The sequence below is a fragment of the Chryseobacterium sp. ISL-6 genome (genome assembly GCF_018613715.1).
In the GTDB taxonomy this organism is placed as follows: domain Bacteria; phylum Bacteroidota; class Bacteroidia; order Flavobacteriales; family Weeksellaceae; genus Chryseobacterium; species Chryseobacterium paludis.
Genome location: NZ_JAGGPT010000005.1, coordinates 501,709 through 523,920 on the forward strand (window position 1 = coordinate 501,709; position 22,212 = coordinate 523,920).

Genomic DNA, 22,212 nt, shown 5'->3' on the forward strand with positions numbered 1-22,212 from the left:
TAACTAATATGAACTATCAACTGGACGAAATAGACAAAAAGATTCTTGATTTCTTAGTAGAAAACACAAGAATGCCTTTTACTGAAATTGCTAAACAGATGGATGTGTCTGCGGGTACAATTCACGTAAGAGTGAAAAAAATGGAAGATGCAGGTATTATTTTGGGGTCATCCCTTAATATCGATTATGGTAAGTTGGACTATCATTTTACAGCCTTCATCGGAGTTCTTTTAACTAAATCAAACCGTACGCAAGAGGTTTTAAAGGAATTAACAACTATTCCTAATGTAATCGAAGCGAGCGTGATTTCTGGAAAATATAATATTTTCTGTAAAGTAAGAGCTAAGAATACTGAAGATGCGAAGAGAATTATCTATCAAATAGATGATATTCAGGACGTAATGAGAACTGAGAGTATGATTTCTATGGAAGAATACTTAAGTGATAAGAATAGATTAATCAACGCTATTTCTATTTAATCAAATTGTAAACGAATAATTATAGAAGAACTTATGAAATTACTCATAAGTTCTTTATTTTTGTACCTATGGAAGAATACAGTTACTTTGATGAAGATCCAAAGAAAGGATGGGGTTTTATTTTAGCATTTGCATCTTTAATGCTATTTACGATCATGGGGTTGGGGATAGATGTTGATGAGTATTTACAACACGAATATCTTAATATTCCAAGATGGTACTTCTATATCATTTTTTCTTTAGATCTATTGATGATGGTCAGCCTTGTTCTGATGTTCTTCTATAAAAAAATTGGGATCTTTACTTTTCCCGTATTATTGGTTTTGCACTTCTTTATGCACAACTATTATCTGTCTACATTTTTATATACAGATGTTACCAACCTTTTCCTTTTTACAGGATTTGGTATGCTGGCTATAATTCCCAAATGGAAATTCTTTAAATAAAAATAAAAACCGCTCTCATTATGAGAGCGGTTTGAAAAATATCATTAACGATTTATTGTCATTAAAGTTTCTTGTGAAACTTTATGTTCTCCTTTTTGATAAGTATCTTTACTTGATAGTAAAACCTCATAAGTATAGATACCTTTAGGTAAATTATATATACACTCTTTCTCGTCTTTTTGTATTACGAGTTCTTTTTTGATTTCCTCATCTTCTATTTTTCCGTTTATCTTTACAGTAATTTTCTCATTCATTTTATTTTTGAAACAAAAACTGTCTACGGTTCTAGCATTTGGATCTGTTTGTTTTGCAGTATTTCCTTTTAAAGCCATATAGCCTTGTACTAAAATATTACCAATTGCTAATCCTTTATCTAAACCACTTGTGGGTGTTTGAGATTTTAAGTTCAATGAAAAAGTTAAGATGAAGAAAACAATTAAATGTTTTAATTTCACATTTTGTTATTTTATTGAATTTAGCTTTTTAGAAAACTCTTCATAACAAATTTGTCCCTCTTCCTTGTAAATAACTTTATTGTTCTTGATAATATATGTAATTGGAACTATTTCAGTTTTAATTAGTGACTTCAAATCTCTATTTTCTAGAAGATTTCTAATCGCTTTTCTATATTCAGAGTTTTCCAAAGTTATATCATTAATAACATGATTGGACTCAATTGATTTAATTAGTTTATTACTGTCTTTATCTATTGATAGTGTTGCAAATTTAATATTTGGAAAGTCCTTTTTTAATTTGTTAAAAATAGGTATTTCGTCTATACATGGCTTGCACCAACTCGCCCATAAAGTTATTACAGAAATTTCTCCATCTTGTAAATAGTTTTTTGAGAATTTGCTATTTTTAATATCATACTTACTATTTACTTCAATATCATCATGTTGTCTGCCAATTGTAATCTTTCCAAATTGAAATCCAACATTATAAACTGCAAAAATTATAATTAGAACAATAGGGACTGTTATTAGAATTTTCTTTCTCATGTTATTTTATATAAAATTCTCTTGTATATATTTTATTATTTTCGTTTACAAAATACTCTCCAGCTTTTATGATAATGTTATTATTTATAATTATATCATCGTCAAATCTCAATATATTTTTATTTTCTTTTGCTAATTTTAATAAATTATCATTTCCAGAAATATCAATTGTTGCGAGTGCCCCTTTTGTATCACCGGATTTATTAAACCAAGGATATATAAAACAGTGTGTTAGGGAATAGCTATATTCATGTCCAAAAATATGACCTTGATGTTCACTAGTATAACATATGTAACGAATCCTTTCTACACTAGGTTCAAAAGCAATCTGCCCATCTATTACATTATACAAGCCAGCTTTCATAATATAACCATATCCTTCTTTAAGTATTTTATTATCATCAGGTATTGCTAAATCATGTAAAACTTCTACTTCATCTTTTTCATATAAATTTCCTCTTGTATCTTTGACATCCATAACAACAAGTTTATTTTTTCCTGTTGTTATATAATCACAAGTTGTATGCGACCATATCTCAACACCAAAGCTTCCAATTGCGCAACAAGAATATGTAATACATAGTAATTTTCTTCTATCAGCACTACCACCACCTTCTTTTGTGGTAGTTAATAATTCTTTAGCATTTTTATTGATATAATTTTGTCCGAATGAAAAACTGCTAATTACTAATGCAGTGATATAAATGAATTTTAATAAATTTTTCATTTTTTGATTTTTTATATTTAATAATTAATTTTTGTCATACAATCCCTGACATGGGTTTCTGCTGATCAGCTTTTTTTGTTATGTGCACAAACAAAAAACATCACTAGTGCTTGAATTTCTCAGCAAACATATGAAGGATGACAAATAATTATTAAATGATTTACCCTTAAACTTCTACTTAAATTACTAAGGGTATACTTTAAGGGTTTTCATAAGGTTGATTATCAATTGTTTAATTTTATCAAGACATTAAGACATCTTTGTACTTTTTACTCATTTCTTGTATTTCTTTTTTACTTTTAATTTCAATTTTCTTGTAAATATTTGATAAATGGGTTGATAATGTTTTCTCCGATATATTTAAAATCTTACTTAATTCAGAATATTTCAAATTCGGATTCTCTAAAAGCAATTTTAAAATTTCAGTTTCTCTTACTGAGAGTTTTTCGAATTGAATGCCTTTTTTGATTTCTTTTTTTCTAAGAGGATATAAAAAGTAATCAACTGACATTATGAAAAAACCTAAGCTGAAAAATGTCTGTTCAATAAATTGATTATCTCCGAATATCAGTATGTTCAATGGTAATGAAATAAGTCCTAAGAATGATAATATACCTATAATATCATGGATTTTAAATATGATATTTTTGTGTGTTTTGAACTTTTTAATTTGTTGTTTAATCACCAGAATAATTACTGATGATAAAAAAGCTAAAATAAAAGTTAAAAAGTAAATCCGTGAATAATTTAAAGATTCTGTAATAGTATACGGAAGGATAAAAAGAATAATGAGAGTTAACAATACGAAAACACCAAGTGTACTTAAAGAAAATTCTTTAATAAAGATTAAACCATATTCTTTTTTTATAAAAGTATAATAATGGAAAGCTACACCTACTCCAATAATCCATGCAAAAATATTTTGCGAAATAATATTTATTCCAAAATCTTTATCAGGAAGTAAACCTTCTACAGAGTTATAAATTAAGCCTGAAATAAGTAAACATAAAAATTTCAAATAATAATTTTTATCTCTTCTTTTCCAAACAGAAATAAGTTGTAGGGAAACTACTATAATTAGTAATACAAATATCATTATATAGATGCATGTATTGATGCCAATTTCTGTATTAAACATACTTCAAAAAATAAAGAGGGTAATCTAGCTCAAAAGTTTCATGAAAAATCATAAACCCATTTTGAGTGTAAAAAGTACGATTTTCAACAGTGGTAGTTTCTATGTAAATTAGTTCTCCTTTATAAAACTCTAAAGAGTCTTTTAGTAGTTTCGTTCCTATTCCGGTTCCTTGTTCGGTTGGAATAACTGCCATTAGCCATAGATGAATGAATTTTTCTTCAGGATGAAAATTCTTTAAAAGTTTTTCTCGTTTTAAAACTTTATTTATGTTATTTAAACCAATACAAATAAATAGTAATTTGATTTCTAGTAATAGTTTTTTTAAACTAAGTTTATTTCTATCTAAGTATAAAATACATCCTTTGTAATCATCACTTAAAAAAACATTTCCATCCAATATAGATAAGTCGAATTGAAATTCCATCAAAGCTTTCAAGCGCTTATATCTGTTTCCACATTTATTTATAACAAAGTTTATAGAATTGGGGATAAGAACATCAATAAAAGCCTGGCATAATATATCAACTGCCTTTTCTTTATCTTGATTAGTAGCTTTTTTCATCATTTTGTTTTCCTAAAAATATGAATAATAATATAATGTGTCAATTATTATTGGTTGATAGTCAATTTGTTATGTTGTTTTGAGCATTGTGTATTTGAAATAAATTACATACTAATGTACTTGTGTTGAATTTATTTCTGCTTTTGTGGGATATAACAAAAAAAAGCACCCAGAATCGGATGCTTTACTTTATCTTAAAAAAGATAAATTATTTCTCTAAAATTCTTTTTACTGCTTCTTTTACGGCAGCAGAATCAATTTTATATTTTTTCATTAGTTCAGCAGGAGTAGCGGATTCTCCGAAAGTATCATGTACTGCAACGAATTCCTGTCTTGTAGGTCTTTTTCTTGCTAACATTCCAGCAATAGACTCTCCTAAACCTCCTAAATAGTTGTGCTCTTCAGCAGTAACAATTTTTCCGGTTTTTTCAACTGATTTTAAGATGATTTCCTCGTCTAACGGTTTAATAGTATGGATATTGATCACTTCACAAGAGATCCCTTCTTTTTCAAGCTCATCTGCAGCCACAAGAGACTCCCAAACCAAATGTCCTGTTGCGACAATCGTTACATCCGTACCTTCTTGTAAAAGAATTCCTTTTCCAATTTCGAAAGGCATATCTTCAGGAATGAATACAGGAACTGTAGGTCTTCCGAATCTTAAATATACCGGGCCTTCAAAATCGGCGATAGCAATAGTAGCTGCTTTTGTCTGGTTGTAGTCACATGGGTTGATTACCGTCATTCCAGGAAGCATTTTCATCATACCGATGTCTTCTAATACCTGGTGTGTAGCTCCATCTTCTCCTAATGTAAGACCAGCGTGAGAAGCACAGATCTTTACATTTTTCCCTGAATAAGCGACAGACTGACGAATTTGATCATATACTCTTGAAGTAGAGAAATTGGCGAAAGTTCCCGTGAAAGGAATTTTCCCCGTAATACTAAGACCTGCAGCTATACCAATCATGTTAGCTTCAGCAATTCCTATCTGGAAAAATCTTTCTGGTGCTTTTTCAATGAATTTTTCCATTTTCAAAGAACCAATAAGGTCTGCACAAAGTGCTACTACATTTGGATTTTTATCAGCAAGTTCAGCTAATCCGGCTCCGAATCCTGAACGTGTATCCTTTTTTTCTGTATATGTATATTTCATTTTTATTTTTTTAATCTAGATTTTTTAAATAATTATTTAATTTCTTCTTATCAGATTGATTAAGTGTTTCCTGAATAGTATTGAGATAAAGAACTTCACGTCTTATTTCATCTAAAGTCAGTTTAATTCCTACATTATGTCCGGAAGATTGTGTAAGGTACATATCACAGACTTGACCTACATAATTTCTTATATGTCCTTTAAGCTCTTTAAAATCAAAGCTAGGAAGATCTTTTTCGAAATTTTTGCAATGTGAAGGAAGTCCTTTCCAAAGAGTTTCACTTGGAATATTGGTAATAGCCAAGCTTCCATCTTCATCCTGATTCTTTTTGTAGTCTGAAGTATAATCCGGAATGTAATAATAGGCCTGATCTGAATATGGATCTATAGCCGCCGTTGCTGAATCAGCAATAACTGCTGTAGAATCTGTTGCTGCATATGCAGAATCATTTTTTGCATATTTTTCTTCCTGTTTTTTATAGGCAATCATGATAGAGTCCTGCTTTCTTTGCTGATCAGTCATTGCTTTTTTATGATCAAAAAACACCTGATCTTTAGAATCTTTAATTGAAGCCAAAACGAAATACTCTTTGTCATAAGTTTTTTCAGGACCCGCTTTTAAAATAAGTCCGCTTAAACCTGAATTTTTCATTTTGATACCTGGAAGATATTGATTCAAAAGTCCACTAAATACACTCATGTTATTAATAGATGACTGATCATCAATACATAATTTCAAATCTTCATTTTCCTTTTTTGTACCATCCTTTGATCGGTAATTGATCAGATAATGTGAACAAGATGTTCCTAAAATAGTTTCTTTTGTACCCAGCTTCTTGGCTTCCAAAGTATACTCTTCCTTCTCTCCATAACCGTAATTGCTATAACCAAGATACATCAATGCACCCAACCCTGATCCACTAAGACGGCTGTTCATTTCTAATGAAACAGAAGTTGTTCCTAATGCATCTGTATAGTAATACATTGGAACATCCTTAATGTTCAATTTGGTAAGAAATTCATTGTTGTTACTTGCAAACATTTTTAAAGATAGCATAGGAGCTTTTTTATCAATCATCTGATAATTGAACTCTTTAGCAAAAGAAATCTTTTTCTCTTGCGCTATTCCCAAAATAAAGCTTGTAAGCAGACAGATTAAGATGAATTTTTTCATGGAAAACTTAATAAATGTGATCATCTAAGATATTAGTAATCTGCCGGAGCTTCCAAATAAAGTTGTTTGAATGCTGTTTCCAACTGCTCATCATTAGGAGCTTTACCATGCCAAGCGTGACTTCCCATCATAAAATCAACTCCAGCACCCATTTCTGTATGAAGGATAATAGCAACAGGCTTTTCTTTCCCCGTTTCGGCTTTTGCTCTCTCAAGAATAGCGATCACTGCCTCAAGGTCGTTACCGTTTTTCTCTTCTAAAACAGTCCATCCAAATGCTTCCAATTTAGCATGTAGATTTCCTAAACTTAATACATCATCTGTGTCACCATCGATCTGACGACCATTATAGTCAATAGTAGAGATAATATTATCTACTTTTTTAGCAGCAGCAAACATTAAAGCTTCCCAAACCTGACCTTCTTGTAATTCTCCGTCTCCATGAAGAGAGTAAACTAATGATTGGTCACCATCTAATTTCTTCCCTAAAGCAACCCCTAAAGCAACAGAAAGTCCTTGTCCTAAAGATCCTGAAGAAATACGGATTCCAGGTAATCCCTCGTGAGTAGTCGGGTGACCCTGTAATCTTGAATTTAGCTTTCTGAAAGTTTTTAATTCTTCTACCGGAAAAAAGCCAAATCTAGCTAAAGTAGAATAATAAACCGGTGAAATGTGACCATTTGAAAGATAGAAATGATCTTCATTTTTACCTTCCATAGTGAAAGGAAGATGATAGTTCAATACTTTCCCATAAAGTGCTGTGAAGTACTCTGTACAACCTAAACTTCCGCCTGGATGTCCTGAATTAACAGCATGAACCATTCTTAAAATGTCTCTTCTGATTTGCGTAGTAAGAGATTTTAACTCTTCGATACTTTTACTCATTATATCTGATTTATTTGCACGCGAATTTACAATTTTTTAATGGCTTATGGAAATACAAAATCCGAGCGGAAAACTCGGATTTTGAATTATTTAAAGAATTTATCTTTTTAGCAGCCTTCGTTAAGGGATACTGAAATTTCAGTGACAATATTATTAACCATCTTGAAAGATAATACTGTTCCCGCATCAGTGTCGTTCAGTATGAAATAACTTTCATTTTTAACCTGTTTCCCTTGGTCATCCCATCCAGGATATGTACTGTAGCTTGGATAATTTTTGTAAGCATTAATGATATCATCTTTCGTACTTCCAACACCAATACCACTTTTTGTTTTAAATTTCTTACTGGTAGTAGAAACACCATATATACTGTAGCCGTTGGTCTCTTTCCCTTCATTATCATATTCCTGGGAGGTGCTGATCATAATGGTTTCTCCACTGTACTTTACCGAATTTTTAAATTCTCCATTCGTTAATCTTAATTTTGCTCCGGAATACTTTTCAATCTCTGCACTTTTCATAAATACTTTATAAGGTCCGATTCTTAATGTTGAAACCTCAAAACTTTCCTGTGCAGAAAGAAAGCCAGAAGCAAAAAGAACTAATAAAAGTGGAATAATTTTTTTCATATTATTTTGTTTTTTTTAAATGTGATTTAGAATTATTTTTTCTGATTAGCCAAAGGCCAAAGAACGTCAGTAAACCATTAATGATAAGTAATTCCAATCCTATTTTAAAGTCACCGAAAATACTTACCTGATATTTATCGATGAAATAAGAAATTATGGGTGCCGCAATACAGACGTAAGGAACAAGTTTATCCTCAACCTTATATTTTGTAAAAATACCAAATGCAAAAAGACCCAAAAGCGGACCGTAAGTGAATCCGGCTAATTTTAAGATCAATCCAATCATGGAATTATCATTGATCATCTTAAAAATAACAACCATTATCAGGAAAGAAAATGCAACGATCAAATGTACATTTTTACGGAATTTTTCTTTCTTTTTGTCAGTCCAGTCTTTCTTTTCTTTCATTCCAAAAATATCGATACACAATGAAGACGTAAGAGCCGTCATAGCGCCATCCGCACTTGGAAATAAGGCTGAAATTAAAGCTATAATGAATATAATTGAAATAAAACCAGGCATATGATTTAATGCCACTTCAGGGAAAATTTTATCTCCAAAAATCTCTTTACCACCCAATAAGAATTCTTTTTTAGGGATGCCGTCTTTTATGATTTCAGTAAAATGACCTCCTTGGCTTTCTCCAAAAAGATAAAGAAGCCCACCCATATAAAGGAATAATGAAATCACACCCAGTAAAATAAACCCAAGCGTAACCATATTCTTCTGAGAATCCTTTAATCTGGTTACAGAAAGACTTTTCTGCATCATTTCCTGATCTATTCCGGTCATGGTAATGGTAATAAATGCTCCAGCAAGAATCTGCTTTATAAAAAAACCGGGAGAATTAAAATCCATTTCGAATATTTTAGTGTAGCCTTTATCACTCATTGCTGTTAAGCTTTGTCCAACACTTAGATCCAAATGATTAAGCATATAAACGGTACAAATGATCAAGCCCAGGAGCATACATGAAGTCTGTAACGTATCTGTCCATACAATGGTTTTTACGCCACCTTCATAAGTATAAAGAATAATCATCGCAAGAATGATCAAAGTGGTTACAATAAACGGAACTCCTAAATTATCCAATATAGTTACCTGAAGAATATTGACAACCAAATATAACCTGGCTGTAGCACCTACTAATCTTGAGACAATGAATATCCACGCTCCTGATTTGTATGAAAGCTGCCCCATTCTCTGCTGAAGATAGCCATAAATTGAAGTTAGTTTTAATCGGTAGTATAAAGGGAGTAGGACGTAAGCAACGACAATATAACCTATAAGGTACCCTAGTGTAATCTGTAAATAAGAAAAACTGTCTTTACCCACTGCACCTGGAACACTCACAAAAGTTACCCCCGAAAGAGAGGTGCCGATCATTCCAAAGGCAACGAGCATCCAGTTACTTTTACGGTTTCCAATAAAGAAACTCTCATTGTCACTTCCCTTACCCGTTTTATAAGCTACCCAAAGGAGCAGCGCAAAGTATACAACGATAATGGACAATAATATAACTGGAGACATATTTTTTGCAATTAAAATTTTACAAATATAGTTTTTTTATGTTCTGATAAAAAAGAAAAACCTTTCAGGGTAGATTCCTGAAAGGTTTACAAAGTATTTTTTCTCGTCAGCTAGACTACGACGTCCTGTAGGTCTTCGTTCTTCTGGAAAGTAGCTTTCGCAAAAGGACAAAGCGCAATTATTTTTTTGCCTTGTTTTCTTGCGAAATCTACTGCCGCTAAAACCATGTCTTTACCAACGCCTTTTCCGTTGTACGCTTCTTCTACTTCTGTATGATCAATAATGAATCTTTCTTCTCCAGCCCAGGTATAAGTCATTAATCCAGCGCGGTTTCCGTCTATGAAAGCCTCAAAACTTCCGTGTTTTTCGTCGTTGTTTTGTTTTACCTCTGTCATATTATGAAAATTTGGTTAGTATTTCTATATCGTTTGTTAAAATTTTATGAATAGGGCAGGCATCAGCAATAGTGTGAAGCCTTTTCATTTGATCATCATCCAGGTTGGTTCCCTCAAAGCTGATATTTCTTGTGAAAACAGCTCTTTTGGAAAGCGGAAAGTTTTCCAGATCAACCTCTACGTTAATCTTCTCTACATCCCATTCTTTCCTGTCGATGTACATTCTTAAAGTCGCAGCAGTACAGCTCGCCAAAGAAGTGGCCAGAATTTCAAAAGGATTGAAACCTTTATTTTGCCCTCCTTTATCAATGGGTTCGTCCGTAATGATCTTATTTTCACCGGCTATTACTTCCGTATAATATTTTGTTTTTCCTAAACTTGCTTTTACGGTTACCCCCATTATTTTTCAGTATTGAATTTGTAACTCAATGCCCCTGAAGGACATTGCTCGATTTGATCTTTAAGTTCTTGTGTTGTTGCGTTCTCAACCTTTATCCAGGGTCTGTCCTTAGGGTTATAAACTTGCGGAAGCAATTTTACACAAATTGCGGAATGGATACATTTTTTTGGCATCCAGATCACAGCAAGATCTCCATTATTATATTCGTGCGTTTCCATTATTCTTCTTTTAATATTTTTTCGATTCTTCTGTCAGGAATGAGCCATATAAGAGCAACGATGTAATAAAAACAGATAGCAATATAAGGATAAAAAAAAGAAGTTACGATTCCTGTTATGTAAAATACAATTGAAATGTATTCTTTAAATTTTGAATGTATTGCATCTTTTAATTTTGAATTTTCCCCTTCACATTGTACAATTAAATTCTCCATGATAGTATATGCAATGGCACACATAATCAGTCCAATACCATAAGCGGCAACAGGATTTTTAGCAAAACGGGTATTTCCGATCCACTCTGTTGCAATAGGCATCAATGAAAGCCAGAAGAGTAAATGCAGATTTGCCCAAAGTACACTTCCATTAATTTTTTTTGCAGCCTGAAAAAGATGATGGTGATTATTCCAGTAGATCCCAACATAAATAAAACTGAATATGTATGCTAAGAGCTTTGGAACAATGGGCTTAAGGCTCGCCCAGCTATCTCCTTCCGGTACTTTGAGTTCAAGGACCATGATGGTAATGATAATGGCTAAGACACCATCACTGAATGCTTCTAGTCTTCCCTTGGTCATTATCCTGTAATCTGGTTTTTAAAATTTTCAATTTTATCATTCAGTTCTTTGAGCATATCCGGATTGATAACGCCACTTTCCAGATCAAAGTTTTCATAAAACTTTGGTAAGGAAAAAGTATCCTTAATTTCTGCCGCAAATTGCGGGAAAAAGGTTTTCGCAGTATTCATCACATTTCCACCTCCATAGCCACCAGGAGAAGTACTCATTAAAAGCATCGGTTTATTTTGAAATACTTTTACATTAACTCTAGAAGCCCAATCGAAAACATTTTTAAATGCAGCACTATATGACCTGTTATGTTCTGCAAGGGAACAGATGATCACGTCGCAGTCTCCAATTACTTTTAAAAATTTATGAGCAGGATCTGGAAAACCTTTTTTCTCAAGATCCACAGAAAACACAGGCATGTTATAGTCATTCAAATCAATGAGATTGATCTCTTCATTTTGAAAACTTTTTAACACAAATTTTACCAGTTCTCTGTTAATCGAAGTGGAAGAAGTGCTTCCTGCAAATGCTAATATTTTCATTGGTTATTTAAGTTGTTTGGCTCTGATCCAATTTATTTTCTGTTCAAAATTGATTTTGGAAGTGGAACGAAGTCTTGGTCATCTCCAGGAACTAATGGGAAAGCATCATGGTTTTGATCATTCCAGTTTACCTTAGCCTGATCAAGTAATTCTTTATCCGAATTTACGAAATTCCAGAATATAAATCGTTCTTCATCGAAGGGTTCACCTCCGAAAAGATAAACAGTAGCATTTTCACTCATTTCAAACTCACATAGCTTAGTGTCTTTGGCTATTAGAAGCTGTTTTGATCCATAAGTATTTCCCTCGATATTTACTGTTCCATCTAAAACGTACATAGCGGCTTCACCATACAGATCCTGTCCTATACTTATTTTCTGTGCGGTTTTGGTTTTTATTTCAATGAAAAATAATTTACTGTGTACAGGAACCGGAGATTTTTTTTCAAATGCTTCTCCAGCAATTAATTTATAATGAATTTCACCATCCTCCCAAACCGGAAGCTCGTCTGCTTCGATATGATGAAAAGTTGGCTCACTTTGCTCCAAGTGTTTTGGAAGTCCTACCCAGATTTGAAAACCATGAAGTTTTTTATCCGTTTCTCTTAAATATTCAGGTGTTCTTTCAGAATGAACAACGCCTTTTCCCGCGGTCATCCAGTTAACTGCTCCAGGTTTTATCTCCATGGCGCTTCCAATGCTGTCACGGTGAAAAATAGAACCCTCAAGCAAATAAGTTAAAGTAGATAGTCCGATATGCGGATGTGGCGGCACATCCAGATTTTGATAATCTTTCAATTCTGATGGTCCCATATGGTCTATAAAAACAAACGGACCAACTGCTCTTTTTTCACGGAAAGGTAAAAGTCTTCCCACCAAAAAATTTCCTATATCTGCAGCTTTTTCTTCTATGATAAGTCCAATATTTGACATAATAATGTGCTCTTTTAAAATTGATTTAATTAAAGTGTTGTTACTTTTTTGTGATATTAAAGTTTACTGTATCCTTCAAATCTGTCATCGACAATACGTTTCCATTCCGGATGCTTTTTAATATAAGCGAAAACATAAGGACAGAGTGGAAGTAATTTTTTGATATTTTCTTCAATATAACAAAGGGTTTTCTCAACAACAGCTGCCGCGGCTCCTGTTCCTGCTAGTTCTGGTTCAGCTTCTGTATGTACTAAAATTATCTGACTGCCCATTTCGCGATAATCAATAAAAGCAAAATGTCCGTTTACTTCTATTTCAAATCTTTTCTTTGAGTCATTTTTAACTAAAGGAATATGTTCAAACTCTGATTTCATTATGTATTTTTTTAATTACAATATTTATAATGCTTAAAAGTGTTTCGTTAAAGGTAATAAAAAGCAATAATTAAATAATCGGCTTAAGATTAAGATTATTTAATTATTGCTTAATTTCCTTAATTTGTTAGTTAATCTTCCAGGTATCCAAACTTTCCGGTGTTGAAATCTTCAAAAGCCTGCATGATTTCCTCTCTTGTATTCATTACAAAAGGGCCGTGTGGAAAAATAGGCTCTTTGATTGGTTCTCCGCTAATGATCAGTACGATTGCATCCTCGCTTGCTTCAATAGTAAAATCTTCACCTTGATTTTCAAATAATACGAACTGATCACTTGCAGCCTTTTCACTTCCGTTCACCATAATACTTCCTTCAATCACAAGAGCTGCGGTATTATAATGGTCAGGAAAATGAAAGTCAGCTTTTCCACCAGCTTTTAACTTAGCATTCATCATATGTACAGGAGTGAAAGTAAAGGCCGGACCTTTATTTCCATTATATTCTCCAGCTATTATTTCAATTGATCCATTTTCTCCAAGATCGACCAATTTCATATCTGAATTCTGAATAGCCTGATACTTTGGTTTACTCATTTTATCCTTAGCAGGAAGGTTTACCCAAAGCTGAACCATCTGAAAAATTCCTCCGGTCTTGGACCATTCTCTTTCATGGTATTCTTTATGCAGAACTCCTTTTGCTGCAGTCATCCATTGTACATCTCCTTCTCCGATTATGCCGCCGCCACCTGAGCTGTCATGATGTTCGACTTTTCCCTTATAAGCTATTGTTACTGTTTCAAAACCTCTGTGTGGATGTACACCCACGCCTCTTGGTTTTTCAGATCCGTTAAAATGAAATTTTGAATTATAATCGAGCATAATAAAGGGATCCATTCTTTTCATGTCCAATCCGGATGCTCCTGGTATAAAGTTATGAACTCTAAAACCATCACCTACAAAATGTGCAGGTTTTGGTGATATCACCATTTCTACTTTTTTAGTTGTCATCATAATGTTGATTTTTTATACAAACAAAAATAGAGTAGATGGAGATCAATTGCATTGATCTGTGTTAAGTTCGTACAGATCTGATTTTCACAGATTTGTTAAGGATTGAGAATAAAGGCGTTATTCTTTGGATTTCATGTTTTTACCATCTGAAATATGAAGCCTTCTGAAGACCAATCCTGAGAGAATCGTAAGTACACCAACCGTAAGAAAAGTGTAACGGAATGCATTGTGTATTTCTCCTTTAATAAGATCAGTGCTTTCAAATATTTTTAATACAATAAGGCCGAAGGCGATCCCAAAACCTATAGCGAGCTGTTGATTTACAGATATCAGAGAATTTCCGCTACTGGTCTGGAAGTTTCGCAAATCTGCGATGGAAATAGTATTCATAGAAGTAAACTGAATGGAATTGAAAAATCCCAAAACAGCAATAATAGGAACAAACCAGTATAAGGAAGTATGGATATTTGGAATAGCAAGCAGGCATATTAATGTTCCGATAATGAATGTATTGACCATTAAGGTCTGGCGATATCCGAATTTGTCTAAGATCTTGATAACTGAAGACTTTCCAAATATCGCTGTTAATGCCATAGGGGCAATAATCCAGCCTGATGTAACTGCAGATTGTTTATAAGCAATCTGTATCATTAAGGGAAGTAATAAAGGAACAGCACTGATTCCTAACCGGGTGGCCATGTTTCCCACAATTCCTACACGGAATGTTCTCACCTGAAATAAGTTTAAAGGAAATATAGGGTTTCCACCTCTTTTTGCATGTCTGTAATAATAGTATAGAAATAAGAAGCCCAGAATAAAAACAAGAAGAACGGGAGTCGTATTCTGTAAATCTCCAAAAAGTTCCAATGAGATAGAAAGCAGGAGAGAGGCTGCCGCAAAAATCATGAATCCTTTTAGATCGAAATCAACATTGTCAGATTTATAATTAGGCATAAATCTAATTCCTAAAATAATTCCTAAAATCCCAATAGGGATATTAATAAGAAAGATCCAGTGCCACGATAGGTAATCTACCATATATCCTCCAACAAGAGGGCCGAGGACAGGGCCAATAAGTGCAGGAATAATGGCGAAATTCATCGCTTTTAATAGTTCATTTTTATCAAATGTTTTTATTAAAGCTAATTTTCCAACAGGAGTCATCAAACTGCCACCAACTCCCTGTATTACTCTTGAAATAACAAGGTGCGTGAGGTTCTGTGATAAGGCACAAAATAATGAACCCAGACTAAAGAGTACGAGAGAGAAAATAAAGATCTTTTTCGTTCCGAATCGATCTGCTAAAAAACCACTTGCAGGCATAAAAACCGCTAATGTCAGAACATAACTGATAATAGCGTTCTGCATATTCAAAGGCGATTCCTTCAGATCTTTTGCTATAGAAGGTAAGGAAGTATTTAAAATTGTTGAATCCAGCATCTGCATAAAAATGGCAGTGGCTAGAATCAATGGGAGGATCTTTTTAATAGATGTTGTGGACGAGTTGGTTTCAGACATTTTATATCAGCTAGAATCTTTAAATAATTTATATCAGTAAAATTTCAGCTAATTTGAGTTGATTAAAATGTAGTAGTGGAATTAAAAGAAGAACCTATTTTCTTTCCTCTGTTTATAAATTGCTCAAATTAACGCATTAAAAAACTTAATAGAATTTATTATTAGATAAAGAAATATCTATAAAATTAAAAAGTCTTGTGAAATTTCACAAGACTTTTTAATTTATTTTTTAGTTTTTTCTACTCCTTTCCATTCATCCCCAGCTTTTCTGTACTGGCTTAAAATAAAAGTTTTGAAATCTGTTGTTTTATACTCAATGTTATCCGTGTTCTGTTCAAATGGCATGATGTAGTAAAAATCAACATCTGTTTTATCTGTTTTATTTCCTTTTTTCACAGAAGGAACATATTTTGAAAACTTATATCCCGGAAGGTATTGCTTTAAAGAAGCATAGAATTTTTTATCTTCTTCACTAGGAATAATATCTACAATATTAAAATCATCTTTCTTCTTGTCGATCCAAAGGTAGTATGTTTTCTCTTCCTGAGTTTTCTTGTTTAGAGAGTTGAATGCAAATAATTCTTTTGGTACCAGTTCCTTAATTTTTTCAGGATCTACTTTTGTGAAATATTCGCCTTGAGAAGGATCCACATACGTTTCGAGATTGTACATCAAAACAGCATTGTTCTCAAAATTTTTATTTTTAAAATATTGATTTAGAGATAATTCCGCTGTTTCTCTTAATTCTTTACCTCTTGCATCTAATTTTTTAGTTAGATTTTGAGGGTTTACTTTTTTTACAAACTCATATAAAACAATTGGTTTTACATCCTTAAGGTGAGGATATGTTTTTAATTGCTCAGCTTTTGCCAGCCAGTAATATTGTTGATAGTAGTTTTCTTTTTCGTTATCCTTTACAGTCTTATAAGTTAGGGCAAGTTTTTTTGAGTTAAGATATTTACCAAATTTACCTTGGCCAAAAGCAAAATTTATGGATAATAAAGCAAAAAAGATAGTAATGGTTCTTCTCATTTTATAAAATTGATTTTTTCGTTTTCCAAATATAATTATTTATTAGATACTATTTTTGATTGTCGGTTAAAATCTGTCAATATTCTTGCTGTTAATTCAAAAGAAAATCCTGTATTGCTACAGGATTAATAAATTTTACTTTAGAAGATAGGATGTGAGGCTTTAGAATCAGATCGGAATAATTTTTATTCTGATGGTCTAACTCCAAAAAATCTATCTCTCAAAGATTAATTATTCATACGATGTTTCATGTACTTTTACTGCCCTTCCACTTGGGTCATTCATCTTTTTAAATGCCTCATCCCATTCTAATGCAATAGGGGTTGAACAAGCAACTGATGGTACAGATGGTACAGTTGCTGCTGCGGTTTCACTTGGAAAATGCTCTTCAAAAATAGTACGGTATCGGTATTCTTCTTTATTTTGAGGAGTGTTCAGTGGAAACCGGAATTTTGCGTTAATCATCATTTCATCGGTAACCTCTTTTTCTGCGACCTCTCTTAAAGTATCAATCCATGAATAGCCAACACCATCAGAGAACTGTTCTTTTTGTCTCCAGACAATAGACTCCGGAAGCGTGTCTTCAAAAGCTTTTCTTAAGATCCATTTTTCTATTTTTCCTTCAGCGACATTGATCATTTTATCCTTCGGATTAATGGACATGGCTATATCCATGAATTCCTTATCCAGAAAAGGAACACGACCTTCAATTCCCCAACTCATTAAAGCTTTATTTGCTCTTAAGCAATCGTACAGGTGAAGCTTTCCTAATTTTCTTACCGTCTCATCATGGAATTCTTTTGCATTCGGTGCTTTATGAAAATATAAATATCCACCAAAAAGTTCATCAGAACCTTCACCAGAGAGTACCATTTTTATTCCCATAGATTTAATAACTCTTGCTAAAAGATACATTGGAGTTGAAGCTCTTATCGTTGTTACATCGTAAGTTTCAAGATGATAAATAACATCGCGAATGGCATCCAACCCTTCTTGTACAGTAAAATTGACTTCATGATGGACAGATCCTATATGTTCTGCGGCTTTTTTAGCGGCTGTAAGATCAGGAGATCCAACCAGTCCTACGGCAAAACTATGCAATCTTGGATACCATGCTTCCTGAGTATCTCCGCTTTCAACTCTTTGTCTTGCATATTTCGCTGTAATTGCAGAAATAACAGAAGAGTCTAAACCTCCGGATAATAATACACCATAAGGAACATCACTCATCAATTGTCTGTGGACGGCATCTTCAAGTCCTTTTCTAAGTTTTTTTATATCGCTTTCGTTGTCTTTTACTTCATCGAAGTTTACCCAGTCTCTTTTATACCATTGTTGGATTTCATTGCCATCCTTACTATATATATAGTGTCCCGGTAAAAAAGTCTCTATTGTTTTACATACCCCTTCCAGTGCCTTTAATTCTGAAGCTACATAAAAGTTTCCACTTCTGTCCCAGCCTTGATATAAAGGGCATATTCCCATATGGTCACGAGCAATAAGATAAACATCATTTTTTATGTCATAAAGTGAAAAAGCAAAAATACCATTTAGTTTTTCAAGGAAGTCTTTTCCGTATCTTTCATAAAGAGCCAAAATAACTTCACAGTCAGATTGAGTTTGAAATTCATAGTCAGGGAATTCTTCTTTCAATTCTCTGTGGTTGTATATTTCTCCATTTACAGCTAAGACGATATTTCCATCTTTAGAAAATAACGGTTGTTTTCCAGAAGTAGGATCCACGATTGCCAATCTTTCATGAGAGAATACTACTTTTTCATTTTGAAAAACACCACTCCAGTCTGGCCCCCTATGACGGATTTTTTTTGACATTTCTAAGACCTGAGGTCTCAATATTTCAGTTTTTTGTTTCGCATCAAACAAACATACAATTCCACACATTTTTTATCATTTATTTAGAAACAAAAGTAGGGTTGTAATTTAAAAAAGACAATATAAATTAAATATAAGTTAATATTTTTAACTTATTAATTGAATTTGATTAAAATTATAAATTAATTTAATGAGAATAAATGATTTTGGTTGATATTTTTCACTACAAACTAATGCTACTATTCATACGAAATTAAAACGATATATTTATTAATCTATGGTAATTAATTATATGAATTTTTACATTTACTTTGTGGCTCGAAATAATTTTTTTTCATCATTTGTGTTTTTACCTTCTTGTGACTAATATCACAAGAAGGTTTTGTTTTTATTGGATTCCTAGTAAAACACCTGAGACATTCCATGAGCTGAAACTTGTGCCTTCTGTTGGTCCCTGTGGGATTTTTATCTGGATATTATGTTTACCTGCTTTAAGATCTCCCAATGGAATAAAGTTAGGGTTGGTAAGTGTTCCGGGACACCAGTTTGATCTGCTTAGATCTGAGGAAGAAAGGCCGTCCGGAAAATTTCCTGATGCAGGATTATATAGTCTATAAGATCCACAATCTGTTCTCCATGGTGTGAAAGAGAATGTCATTTTGCCATCTAAGAATATAGAATTGGCCTTTGGAACAAACTCATCACCATTTTCCCATCCGCCGTGACCAGTAGTAATGTACCTTAATTGTGCATTTTTAAGATCCTTTTTCAAAGTGAATTCTACAAATAGTCCTTTATCCTGATTGAACATTGTTGAATAATCCTGACCAGCCATTTCCATAATATTTACTGTATTGAACAGTGGCAGTACCATATTATTTTTATGAATGGTCTGATCGCTTTTGTGAATCGTAATATCAAGGCTTACCTTATGTCCACCTTTGTCATAATTACCTATAAATGTACCCATCCAAAGTTCTTTTTCTGATAAAGAAGGCTTTAGATCTGTAATATCCTGTCGGTAAGGACTTATTGTTTGCCAGTCTTTTCCTTTCAACTGGATATGATTAAATTTCTGAATACCAAAAGCGGTAAAGAAACGCATCATTTCAATACCTGGGTCATAGTTTTCCGTTGAAGTAATACCATAATATTGTTTTCCATTTCCATTTTCATAAACAGGAAGTGTTTTGGCTCCTTTTTCCAAACCATCAAAAAAAGATTGCGATTTATCTTGGGGTATGAAAAATACGGTTCCCGTTCTGTCATAGGCGTCACCATTAGATTGTTGCTTTAGTTCAACAAAAATATTTTCACCATCAGATATTTTAGGAAACTTTACTTTTTTTAAAATGATTGTTCCATTGGCGAATCTTTTTACTTTCTCATCGGATTTTGACTCATCTGAAAAATTAATAATTTCATTTTCAAAGATATTTAAAGTGGTAAACCTGCTTTTCCAGAGAAGATCTTTATATCCTGACAGATCAGTAGTTCTGATCTGACCTTTTATAATGTCATCAATATCCGCTTTCTTAACTTTTTTAATGGAGCTGGCTGTAATTAATGAGTTTTTATTTCGTTCAATTTCTAATACCAAACCCATATTTTGACCTAATGTTGATGGCCCGCCGTTTATTTTTAGATCATTGGTGTACCAAACTTCAATAGTGTTGGAATTTATTTTGGTAACCGCTTTTTTACAGGTGTACCCTAATATTTTCTTAGTTTCACTGGTTAATTCAAAAGTTTGCTTGCTTACCGATTCCTTATCCGATGTAGAAATCGTTTCAGAGGGTTTTAAAAAAGCATAAGAAACGATCGTGTTAGAGGGTTTCTCTACTTTTGTAATCTCAAATGGATATTCACTTTTCTTCTCTCTTATTGAATTATTGAGAATATAATTTTCCTCAGAATTTACCCATATAAAGGTAGGAGATTGGTCTGCTTGTACTTTTCCGTTATAAGAACTGATGTATTGAATTTCATACGTCTGTGCGTTCGTAACAAAAAATACGAAAATAGATAGACTTAATAAAATTCTTTTATACATAGTAATAGGGGTTTATCACAAAGATAGAATTAGTAATACATGTCTATTTTGCGAATTAAAATTGGTTTTTGATATAATAGGTGTTACATATAATAAGAATGTTACGGAATTATAAAAATATTTTTATCATAAGATGTCCTTTGGTTTAAAATATTAAGTTCGAGGTGGTGGATTGGTATATAACAAAAAACTACTCCAGGAAAGTGGAGTAGCTGTATGTTAATAATGAAAATGAAATTCTAATTAAGCAAGTCTTTCGATCAGTGCCATATAGAACCCATCGTAACCTTCACTAGGCATTACCTTTTCATCTTTGATCAGTTTAAAATCAGGATTGTTTTTAAGGAATTCTTTAACCTGTCCATTGTTTTCAGAAGGTAGGATAGAACATGTCGCATAAACCATTTTTCCACCTTTTTTAAGGATCTTAGAATAATCCTGTAGAATTTGTTGCTGCTCTGTTTTGATCCTGTCAATGAAAGCCTGATCAATTTTCCATTTACTATCCGGATTTCTTTTTAAAACCCCTAAACCTGAACAAGGAGCATCAATAAGAAGTCTGTCAGCTTTTTCATGAAGGCGTTTGATTACTTTATTGTCGGAAATCATGCGGGTTTCAATATTGTGTGCTCCGGCTCTTTTTGCACGACGTTTTAATTCTGCTAATTTCCATTCGTAGATATCTAAAGCGATGATCTGTCCTTTGTTTTCCATTAGAGCAGCAAGGTGAAGCGTCTTTCCACCTGCTCCTGCGCAAGCATCAACGACTCTTTGTCCTTCTTTTACATCAAGAAAATATCCGATTTTTTGAGAAGAGGCATCCTGAACCTCAAATAATCCTTCTTTGAAAGCTGTAGTTAAAAAGACATTCTTTTTTTCTTCTAACTGTACCGCGTCTTGATAATTTCTTACAGTAAAAGCAGTAACACCTTCATCGGATAGATCAGAGATCAGTTCTTTTGGCGTTGTTTTAAGAGAATTCGCTCTTAAAACTGTCGGAGCCTGTTCGTTTAAAGCTCTCATTTCCTTTTCCCAGTTAGCACCTAATTCTTTTTCTAAAGTTTCAGCTAACCATTCCGGGATTGAATGTTCAATTGCTTTTGTAGGAACTGTACCTTTTTTTAATTTAGTAATGATATCAGCGATCTTTACCCCTTCGAATTCTTCAAATCTTTTATAGTTTGTTTTACTCCAAAGCAAATAAGCAATGATCAGTTTATAAACATTATTGGGTTTTACACCTTCTCCCATATAATATTCCAAACGTTTTTTCCAACGTATGATATTGTAAAAAATTTCAGAAACAACGGCTCTGTCCTGACTTCCCCATTTTCTGTGAGCCTTTAAAAGTCTTTCAATTACTTTATCGGCGTATTTATTTTTTTCAAAAAATGTTTCTTGTAGGGCATCGTGAATTCCGATTGCTAAGTTTCTGTGAATAAGTTCCATAATTGCTTCTCCTGTTTTCAATCTGCAAAAGTACAAATTATAGTTGAGAATTAATACTTGAGAGATTTAGCCTTCTGAAGAGAAGAAATGGATTTGAAAATAAAGGCAGAAGTAGTATAAAATGTTGCTTCCTCTAATAAACCAATCTATCTTCTCTCTT

The 22,212-nt window shown here is 32.9% G+C and carries 25 protein-coding genes; 2 read left to right on the forward strand and 23 right to left on the reverse strand.

The window, feature by feature from the left end:
• The first annotated feature begins 8 nt into the window (after positions 1–8).
• Positions 9–479, forward strand: coding sequence for an Lrp/AsnC family transcriptional regulator (locus J7E44_RS09995; RefSeq protein ID WP_214828877.1), 471 nt, complete (start codon positions 9–11; stop codon positions 477–479).
• A 68-nt stretch (positions 480–547) separates the two neighbouring features.
• A complete protein-coding gene (locus J7E44_RS10000; protein WP_214828879.1) occupies positions 548–925 on the forward strand; it encodes a hypothetical protein in 378 nt (125 codons plus the stop codon).
• 44 nt (positions 926–969) lie between these two features.
• On the opposite strand, the gene J7E44_RS10005 is transcribed toward J7E44_RS10000, so the two are convergent.
• The 23 genes from J7E44_RS10005 to J7E44_RS10115 all read right to left on the reverse strand — a co-directional run bounded on the left by J7E44_RS10005 (position 970) and on the right by J7E44_RS10115 (position 22,052).
• Entirely contained in the window at positions 970–1,380 is a 411-nt protein-coding gene (locus tag J7E44_RS10005) for a hypothetical protein (protein WP_214828881.1), read from the reverse strand.
• A 6-nt stretch (positions 1,381–1,386) separates the two neighbouring features.
• Positions 1,387–1,926 carry a TlpA family protein disulfide reductase gene (locus J7E44_RS10010; protein WP_214828883.1) on the reverse strand — a complete coding sequence of 180 codons (540 nt, stop codon included), beginning with the start codon at positions 1,924–1,926 and terminating at the stop codon, positions 1,387–1,389.
• Position 1,927: 1 nt separating this feature from the next.
• Positions 1,928–2,653, reverse strand: coding sequence for a hypothetical protein (locus tag J7E44_RS10015; RefSeq protein ID WP_214828885.1), 726 nt, complete (start codon positions 2,651–2,653; stop codon positions 1,928–1,930).
• A gap of 241 nt (positions 2,654–2,894) precedes the next feature.
• Entirely contained in the window at positions 2,895–3,749 is an 855-nt protein-coding gene (locus J7E44_RS10020; protein ID WP_214828887.1) for a LuxR C-terminal-related transcriptional regulator, read from the reverse strand.
• Between the two features lie 34 nt (positions 3,750–3,783).
• Positions 3,784–4,353: a GNAT family N-acetyltransferase gene (locus tag J7E44_RS10025; RefSeq protein ID WP_214828889.1), complete on the reverse strand. Its 570-nt coding sequence runs from the start codon at positions 4,351–4,353 to the stop codon at positions 3,784–3,786.
• Positions 4,354–4,561: 208 nt separating this feature from the next.
• Positions 4,562–5,509, reverse strand: coding sequence for a transketolase family protein (locus J7E44_RS10030; protein WP_214828891.1), 948 nt, complete (start codon positions 5,507–5,509; stop codon positions 4,562–4,564).
• Between the two features lie 10 nt (positions 5,510–5,519).
• Entirely contained in the window at positions 5,520–6,683 is a 1,164-nt protein-coding gene (locus J7E44_RS10035) for a hypothetical protein (RefSeq protein WP_214828893.1), read from the reverse strand.
• A 32-nt stretch (positions 6,684–6,715) separates the two neighbouring features.
• On the reverse strand, positions 6,716–7,570 hold the full coding sequence (locus J7E44_RS10040; protein WP_353050475.1) for a transketolase: 855 nt from the start codon (positions 7,568–7,570) through the stop codon (positions 6,716–6,718).
• 104 nt (positions 7,571–7,674) lie between these two features.
• Positions 7,675–8,196: a hypothetical protein gene (locus J7E44_RS10045; protein WP_214828897.1), complete on the reverse strand. Its 522-nt coding sequence runs from the start codon at positions 8,194–8,196 to the stop codon at positions 7,675–7,677.
• Between the two features lies 1 nt (position 8,197).
• Positions 8,198–9,727 carry a sodium:solute symporter gene (locus tag J7E44_RS10050; protein WP_214828899.1) on the reverse strand — a complete coding sequence of 510 codons (1,530 nt, stop codon included), beginning with the start codon at positions 9,725–9,727 and terminating at the stop codon, positions 8,198–8,200.
• Between the two features lie 110 nt (positions 9,728–9,837).
• Positions 9,838–10,122, reverse strand: a complete 285-nt coding sequence (locus J7E44_RS10055) for a GNAT family N-acetyltransferase (protein WP_214828901.1) — start codon at positions 10,120–10,122, stop codon at positions 9,838–9,840.
• 1 nt (position 10,123) lies between these two features.
• Positions 10,124–10,522 carry an OsmC family protein gene (locus tag J7E44_RS10060; RefSeq protein WP_214828903.1) on the reverse strand — a complete coding sequence of 133 codons (399 nt, stop codon included), beginning with the start codon at positions 10,520–10,522 and terminating at the stop codon, positions 10,124–10,126.
• Positions 10,522–10,740: a (4Fe-4S)-binding protein gene (locus J7E44_RS10065; RefSeq protein ID WP_214828905.1), complete on the reverse strand. Its 219-nt coding sequence runs from the start codon at positions 10,738–10,740 to the stop codon at positions 10,522–10,524. Before J7E44_RS10065 ends, J7E44_RS10060 begins: the two co-directional genes overlap by 1 nt.
• Positions 10,740–11,318 (reverse strand): TMEM175 family protein, encoded by a 579-nt coding sequence (locus J7E44_RS10070; protein ID WP_214828907.1) that lies wholly within the window; start codon positions 11,316–11,318, stop codon positions 10,740–10,742. The genes J7E44_RS10065 and J7E44_RS10070 overlap by 1 nt, the downstream gene beginning before the upstream one ends.
• Positions 11,318–11,851 carry an NADPH-dependent FMN reductase gene (locus J7E44_RS10075; protein ID WP_214828909.1) on the reverse strand — a complete coding sequence of 178 codons (534 nt, stop codon included), beginning with the start codon at positions 11,849–11,851 and terminating at the stop codon, positions 11,318–11,320. The genes J7E44_RS10070 and J7E44_RS10075 overlap by 1 nt, the downstream gene beginning before the upstream one ends.
• Before the next feature lie 32 nt (positions 11,852–11,883).
• Positions 11,884–12,783: a pirin family protein gene (locus J7E44_RS10080; protein WP_214828911.1), complete on the reverse strand. Its 900-nt coding sequence runs from the start codon at positions 12,781–12,783 to the stop codon at positions 11,884–11,886.
• Positions 12,784–12,839: 56 nt separating this feature from the next.
• Positions 12,840–13,157, reverse strand: coding sequence for a GNAT family N-acetyltransferase (locus J7E44_RS10085; protein ID WP_214828913.1), 318 nt, complete (start codon positions 13,155–13,157; stop codon positions 12,840–12,842).
• 131 nt (positions 13,158–13,288) lie between these two features.
• Complete coding sequence (locus J7E44_RS10090) at positions 13,289–14,164, reverse strand: pirin family protein (protein WP_214829218.1); 876 nt, start codon at positions 14,162–14,164, stop codon at positions 13,289–13,291.
• 120 nt (positions 14,165–14,284) lie between these two features.
• Positions 14,285–15,685 (reverse strand): MFS transporter, encoded by a 1,401-nt coding sequence (locus J7E44_RS10095; RefSeq protein WP_214828922.1) that lies wholly within the window; start codon positions 15,683–15,685, stop codon positions 14,285–14,287.
• A 222-nt stretch (positions 15,686–15,907) separates the two neighbouring features.
• Complete coding sequence (locus tag J7E44_RS10100) at positions 15,908–16,717, reverse strand: hypothetical protein (RefSeq protein ID WP_214828924.1); 810 nt, start codon at positions 16,715–16,717, stop codon at positions 15,908–15,910.
• A 231-nt stretch (positions 16,718–16,948) separates the two neighbouring features.
• Positions 16,949–18,619 carry an asparagine synthase B gene (gene asnB, locus J7E44_RS10105; RefSeq protein WP_214828926.1) on the reverse strand — a complete coding sequence of 557 codons (1,671 nt, stop codon included), beginning with the start codon at positions 18,617–18,619 and terminating at the stop codon, positions 16,949–16,951.
• A gap of 319 nt (positions 18,620–18,938) precedes the next feature.
• Entirely contained in the window at positions 18,939–20,603 is a 1,665-nt protein-coding gene (locus J7E44_RS10110) for a GLPGLI family protein (protein ID WP_214828928.1), read from the reverse strand.
• A gap of 243 nt (positions 20,604–20,846) precedes the next feature.
• Positions 20,847–22,052: an RsmB/NOP family class I SAM-dependent RNA methyltransferase gene (locus J7E44_RS10115; protein WP_214829224.1), complete on the reverse strand. Its 1,206-nt coding sequence runs from the start codon at positions 22,050–22,052 to the stop codon at positions 20,847–20,849.
• Positions 22,053–22,212 lie beyond the last annotated feature (160 nt).

What these genes read in the sequence shown, in the direction of transcription:
- asnB (WP_214828926.1), bottom strand. Translation starts at nt 18,619, where the DNA reads ATGTGTGGAATTGTATGTTTGTTTGATGCGAAACAAAAAACTGAAATA.
- J7E44_RS10080 (WP_214828911.1), bottom strand. Translation starts at nt 12,783, where the DNA reads ATGTCAAATATTGGACTTATCATAGAAGAAAAAGCTGCAGATATAGGA.
- J7E44_RS10100 (WP_214828924.1), bottom strand. Translation starts at nt 16,717, where the DNA reads ATGAGAAGAACCATTACTATCTTTTTTGCTTTATTATCCATAAATTTT.
- J7E44_RS10065 (WP_214828905.1), bottom strand. Translation starts at nt 10,740, where the DNA reads ATGGAAACGCACGAATATAATAATGGAGATCTTGCTGTGATCTGGATG.
- J7E44_RS10035 (WP_214828893.1), bottom strand. Translation starts at nt 6,683, where the DNA reads ATGAAAAAATTCATCTTAATCTGTCTGCTTACAAGCTTTATTTTGGGA.
- J7E44_RS10050 (WP_214828899.1), bottom strand. Translation starts at nt 9,727, where the DNA reads ATGTCTCCAGTTATATTATTGTCCATTATCGTTGTATACTTTGCGCTG.
- J7E44_RS10085 (WP_214828913.1), bottom strand. Translation starts at nt 13,157, where the DNA reads ATGAAATCAGAGTTTGAACATATTCCTTTAGTTAAAAATGACTCAAAG.
- J7E44_RS10110 (WP_214828928.1), bottom strand. Translation starts at nt 20,603, where the DNA reads ATGTATAAAAGAATTTTATTAAGTCTATCTATTTTCGTATTTTTTGTT.
- J7E44_RS10025 (WP_214828889.1), bottom strand. Translation starts at nt 4,353, where the DNA reads ATGAAAAAAGCTACTAATCAAGATAAAGAAAAGGCAGTTGATATATTA.
- J7E44_RS10060 (WP_214828903.1), bottom strand. Translation starts at nt 10,522, where the DNA reads ATGGGGGTAACCGTAAAAGCAAGTTTAGGAAAAACAAAATATTATACG.
- J7E44_RS09995 (WP_214828877.1), top strand. Translation starts at nt 9, where the DNA reads ATGAACTATCAACTGGACGAAATAGACAAAAAGATTCTTGATTTCTTA.
- J7E44_RS10115 (WP_214829224.1), bottom strand. Translation starts at nt 22,052, where the DNA reads ATGGAACTTATTCACAGAAACTTAGCAATCGGAATTCACGATGCCCTA.
- J7E44_RS10000 (WP_214828879.1), top strand. Translation starts at nt 548, where the DNA reads ATGGAAGAATACAGTTACTTTGATGAAGATCCAAAGAAAGGATGGGGT.
- J7E44_RS10045 (WP_214828897.1), bottom strand. Translation starts at nt 8,196, where the DNA reads ATGAAAAAAATTATTCCACTTTTATTAGTTCTTTTTGCTTCTGGCTTT.
- J7E44_RS10015 (WP_214828885.1), bottom strand. Translation starts at nt 2,653, where the DNA reads ATGAAAAATTTATTAAAATTCATTTATATCACTGCATTAGTAATTAGC.
- J7E44_RS10090 (WP_214829218.1), bottom strand. Translation starts at nt 14,164, where the DNA reads ATGACAACTAAAAAAGTAGAAATGGTGATATCACCAAAACCTGCACAT.
- J7E44_RS10030 (WP_214828891.1), bottom strand. Translation starts at nt 5,509, where the DNA reads ATGAAATATACATATACAGAAAAAAAGGATACACGTTCAGGATTCGGA.
- J7E44_RS10055 (WP_214828901.1), bottom strand. Translation starts at nt 10,122, where the DNA reads ATGACAGAGGTAAAACAAAACAACGACGAAAAACACGGAAGTTTTGAG.
- J7E44_RS10020 (WP_214828887.1), bottom strand. Translation starts at nt 3,749, where the DNA reads ATGATATTTGTATTACTAATTATAGTAGTTTCCCTACAACTTATTTCT.
- J7E44_RS10075 (WP_214828909.1), bottom strand. Translation starts at nt 11,851, where the DNA reads ATGAAAATATTAGCATTTGCAGGAAGCACTTCTTCCACTTCGATTAAC.
- J7E44_RS10010 (WP_214828883.1), bottom strand. Translation starts at nt 1,926, where the DNA reads ATGAGAAAGAAAATTCTAATAACAGTCCCTATTGTTCTAATTATAATT.
- J7E44_RS10095 (WP_214828922.1), bottom strand. Translation starts at nt 15,685, where the DNA reads ATGTCTGAAACCAACTCGTCCACAACATCTATTAAAAAGATCCTCCCA.
- J7E44_RS10070 (WP_214828907.1), bottom strand. Translation starts at nt 11,318, where the DNA reads ATGACCAAGGGAAGACTAGAAGCATTCAGTGATGGTGTCTTAGCCATT.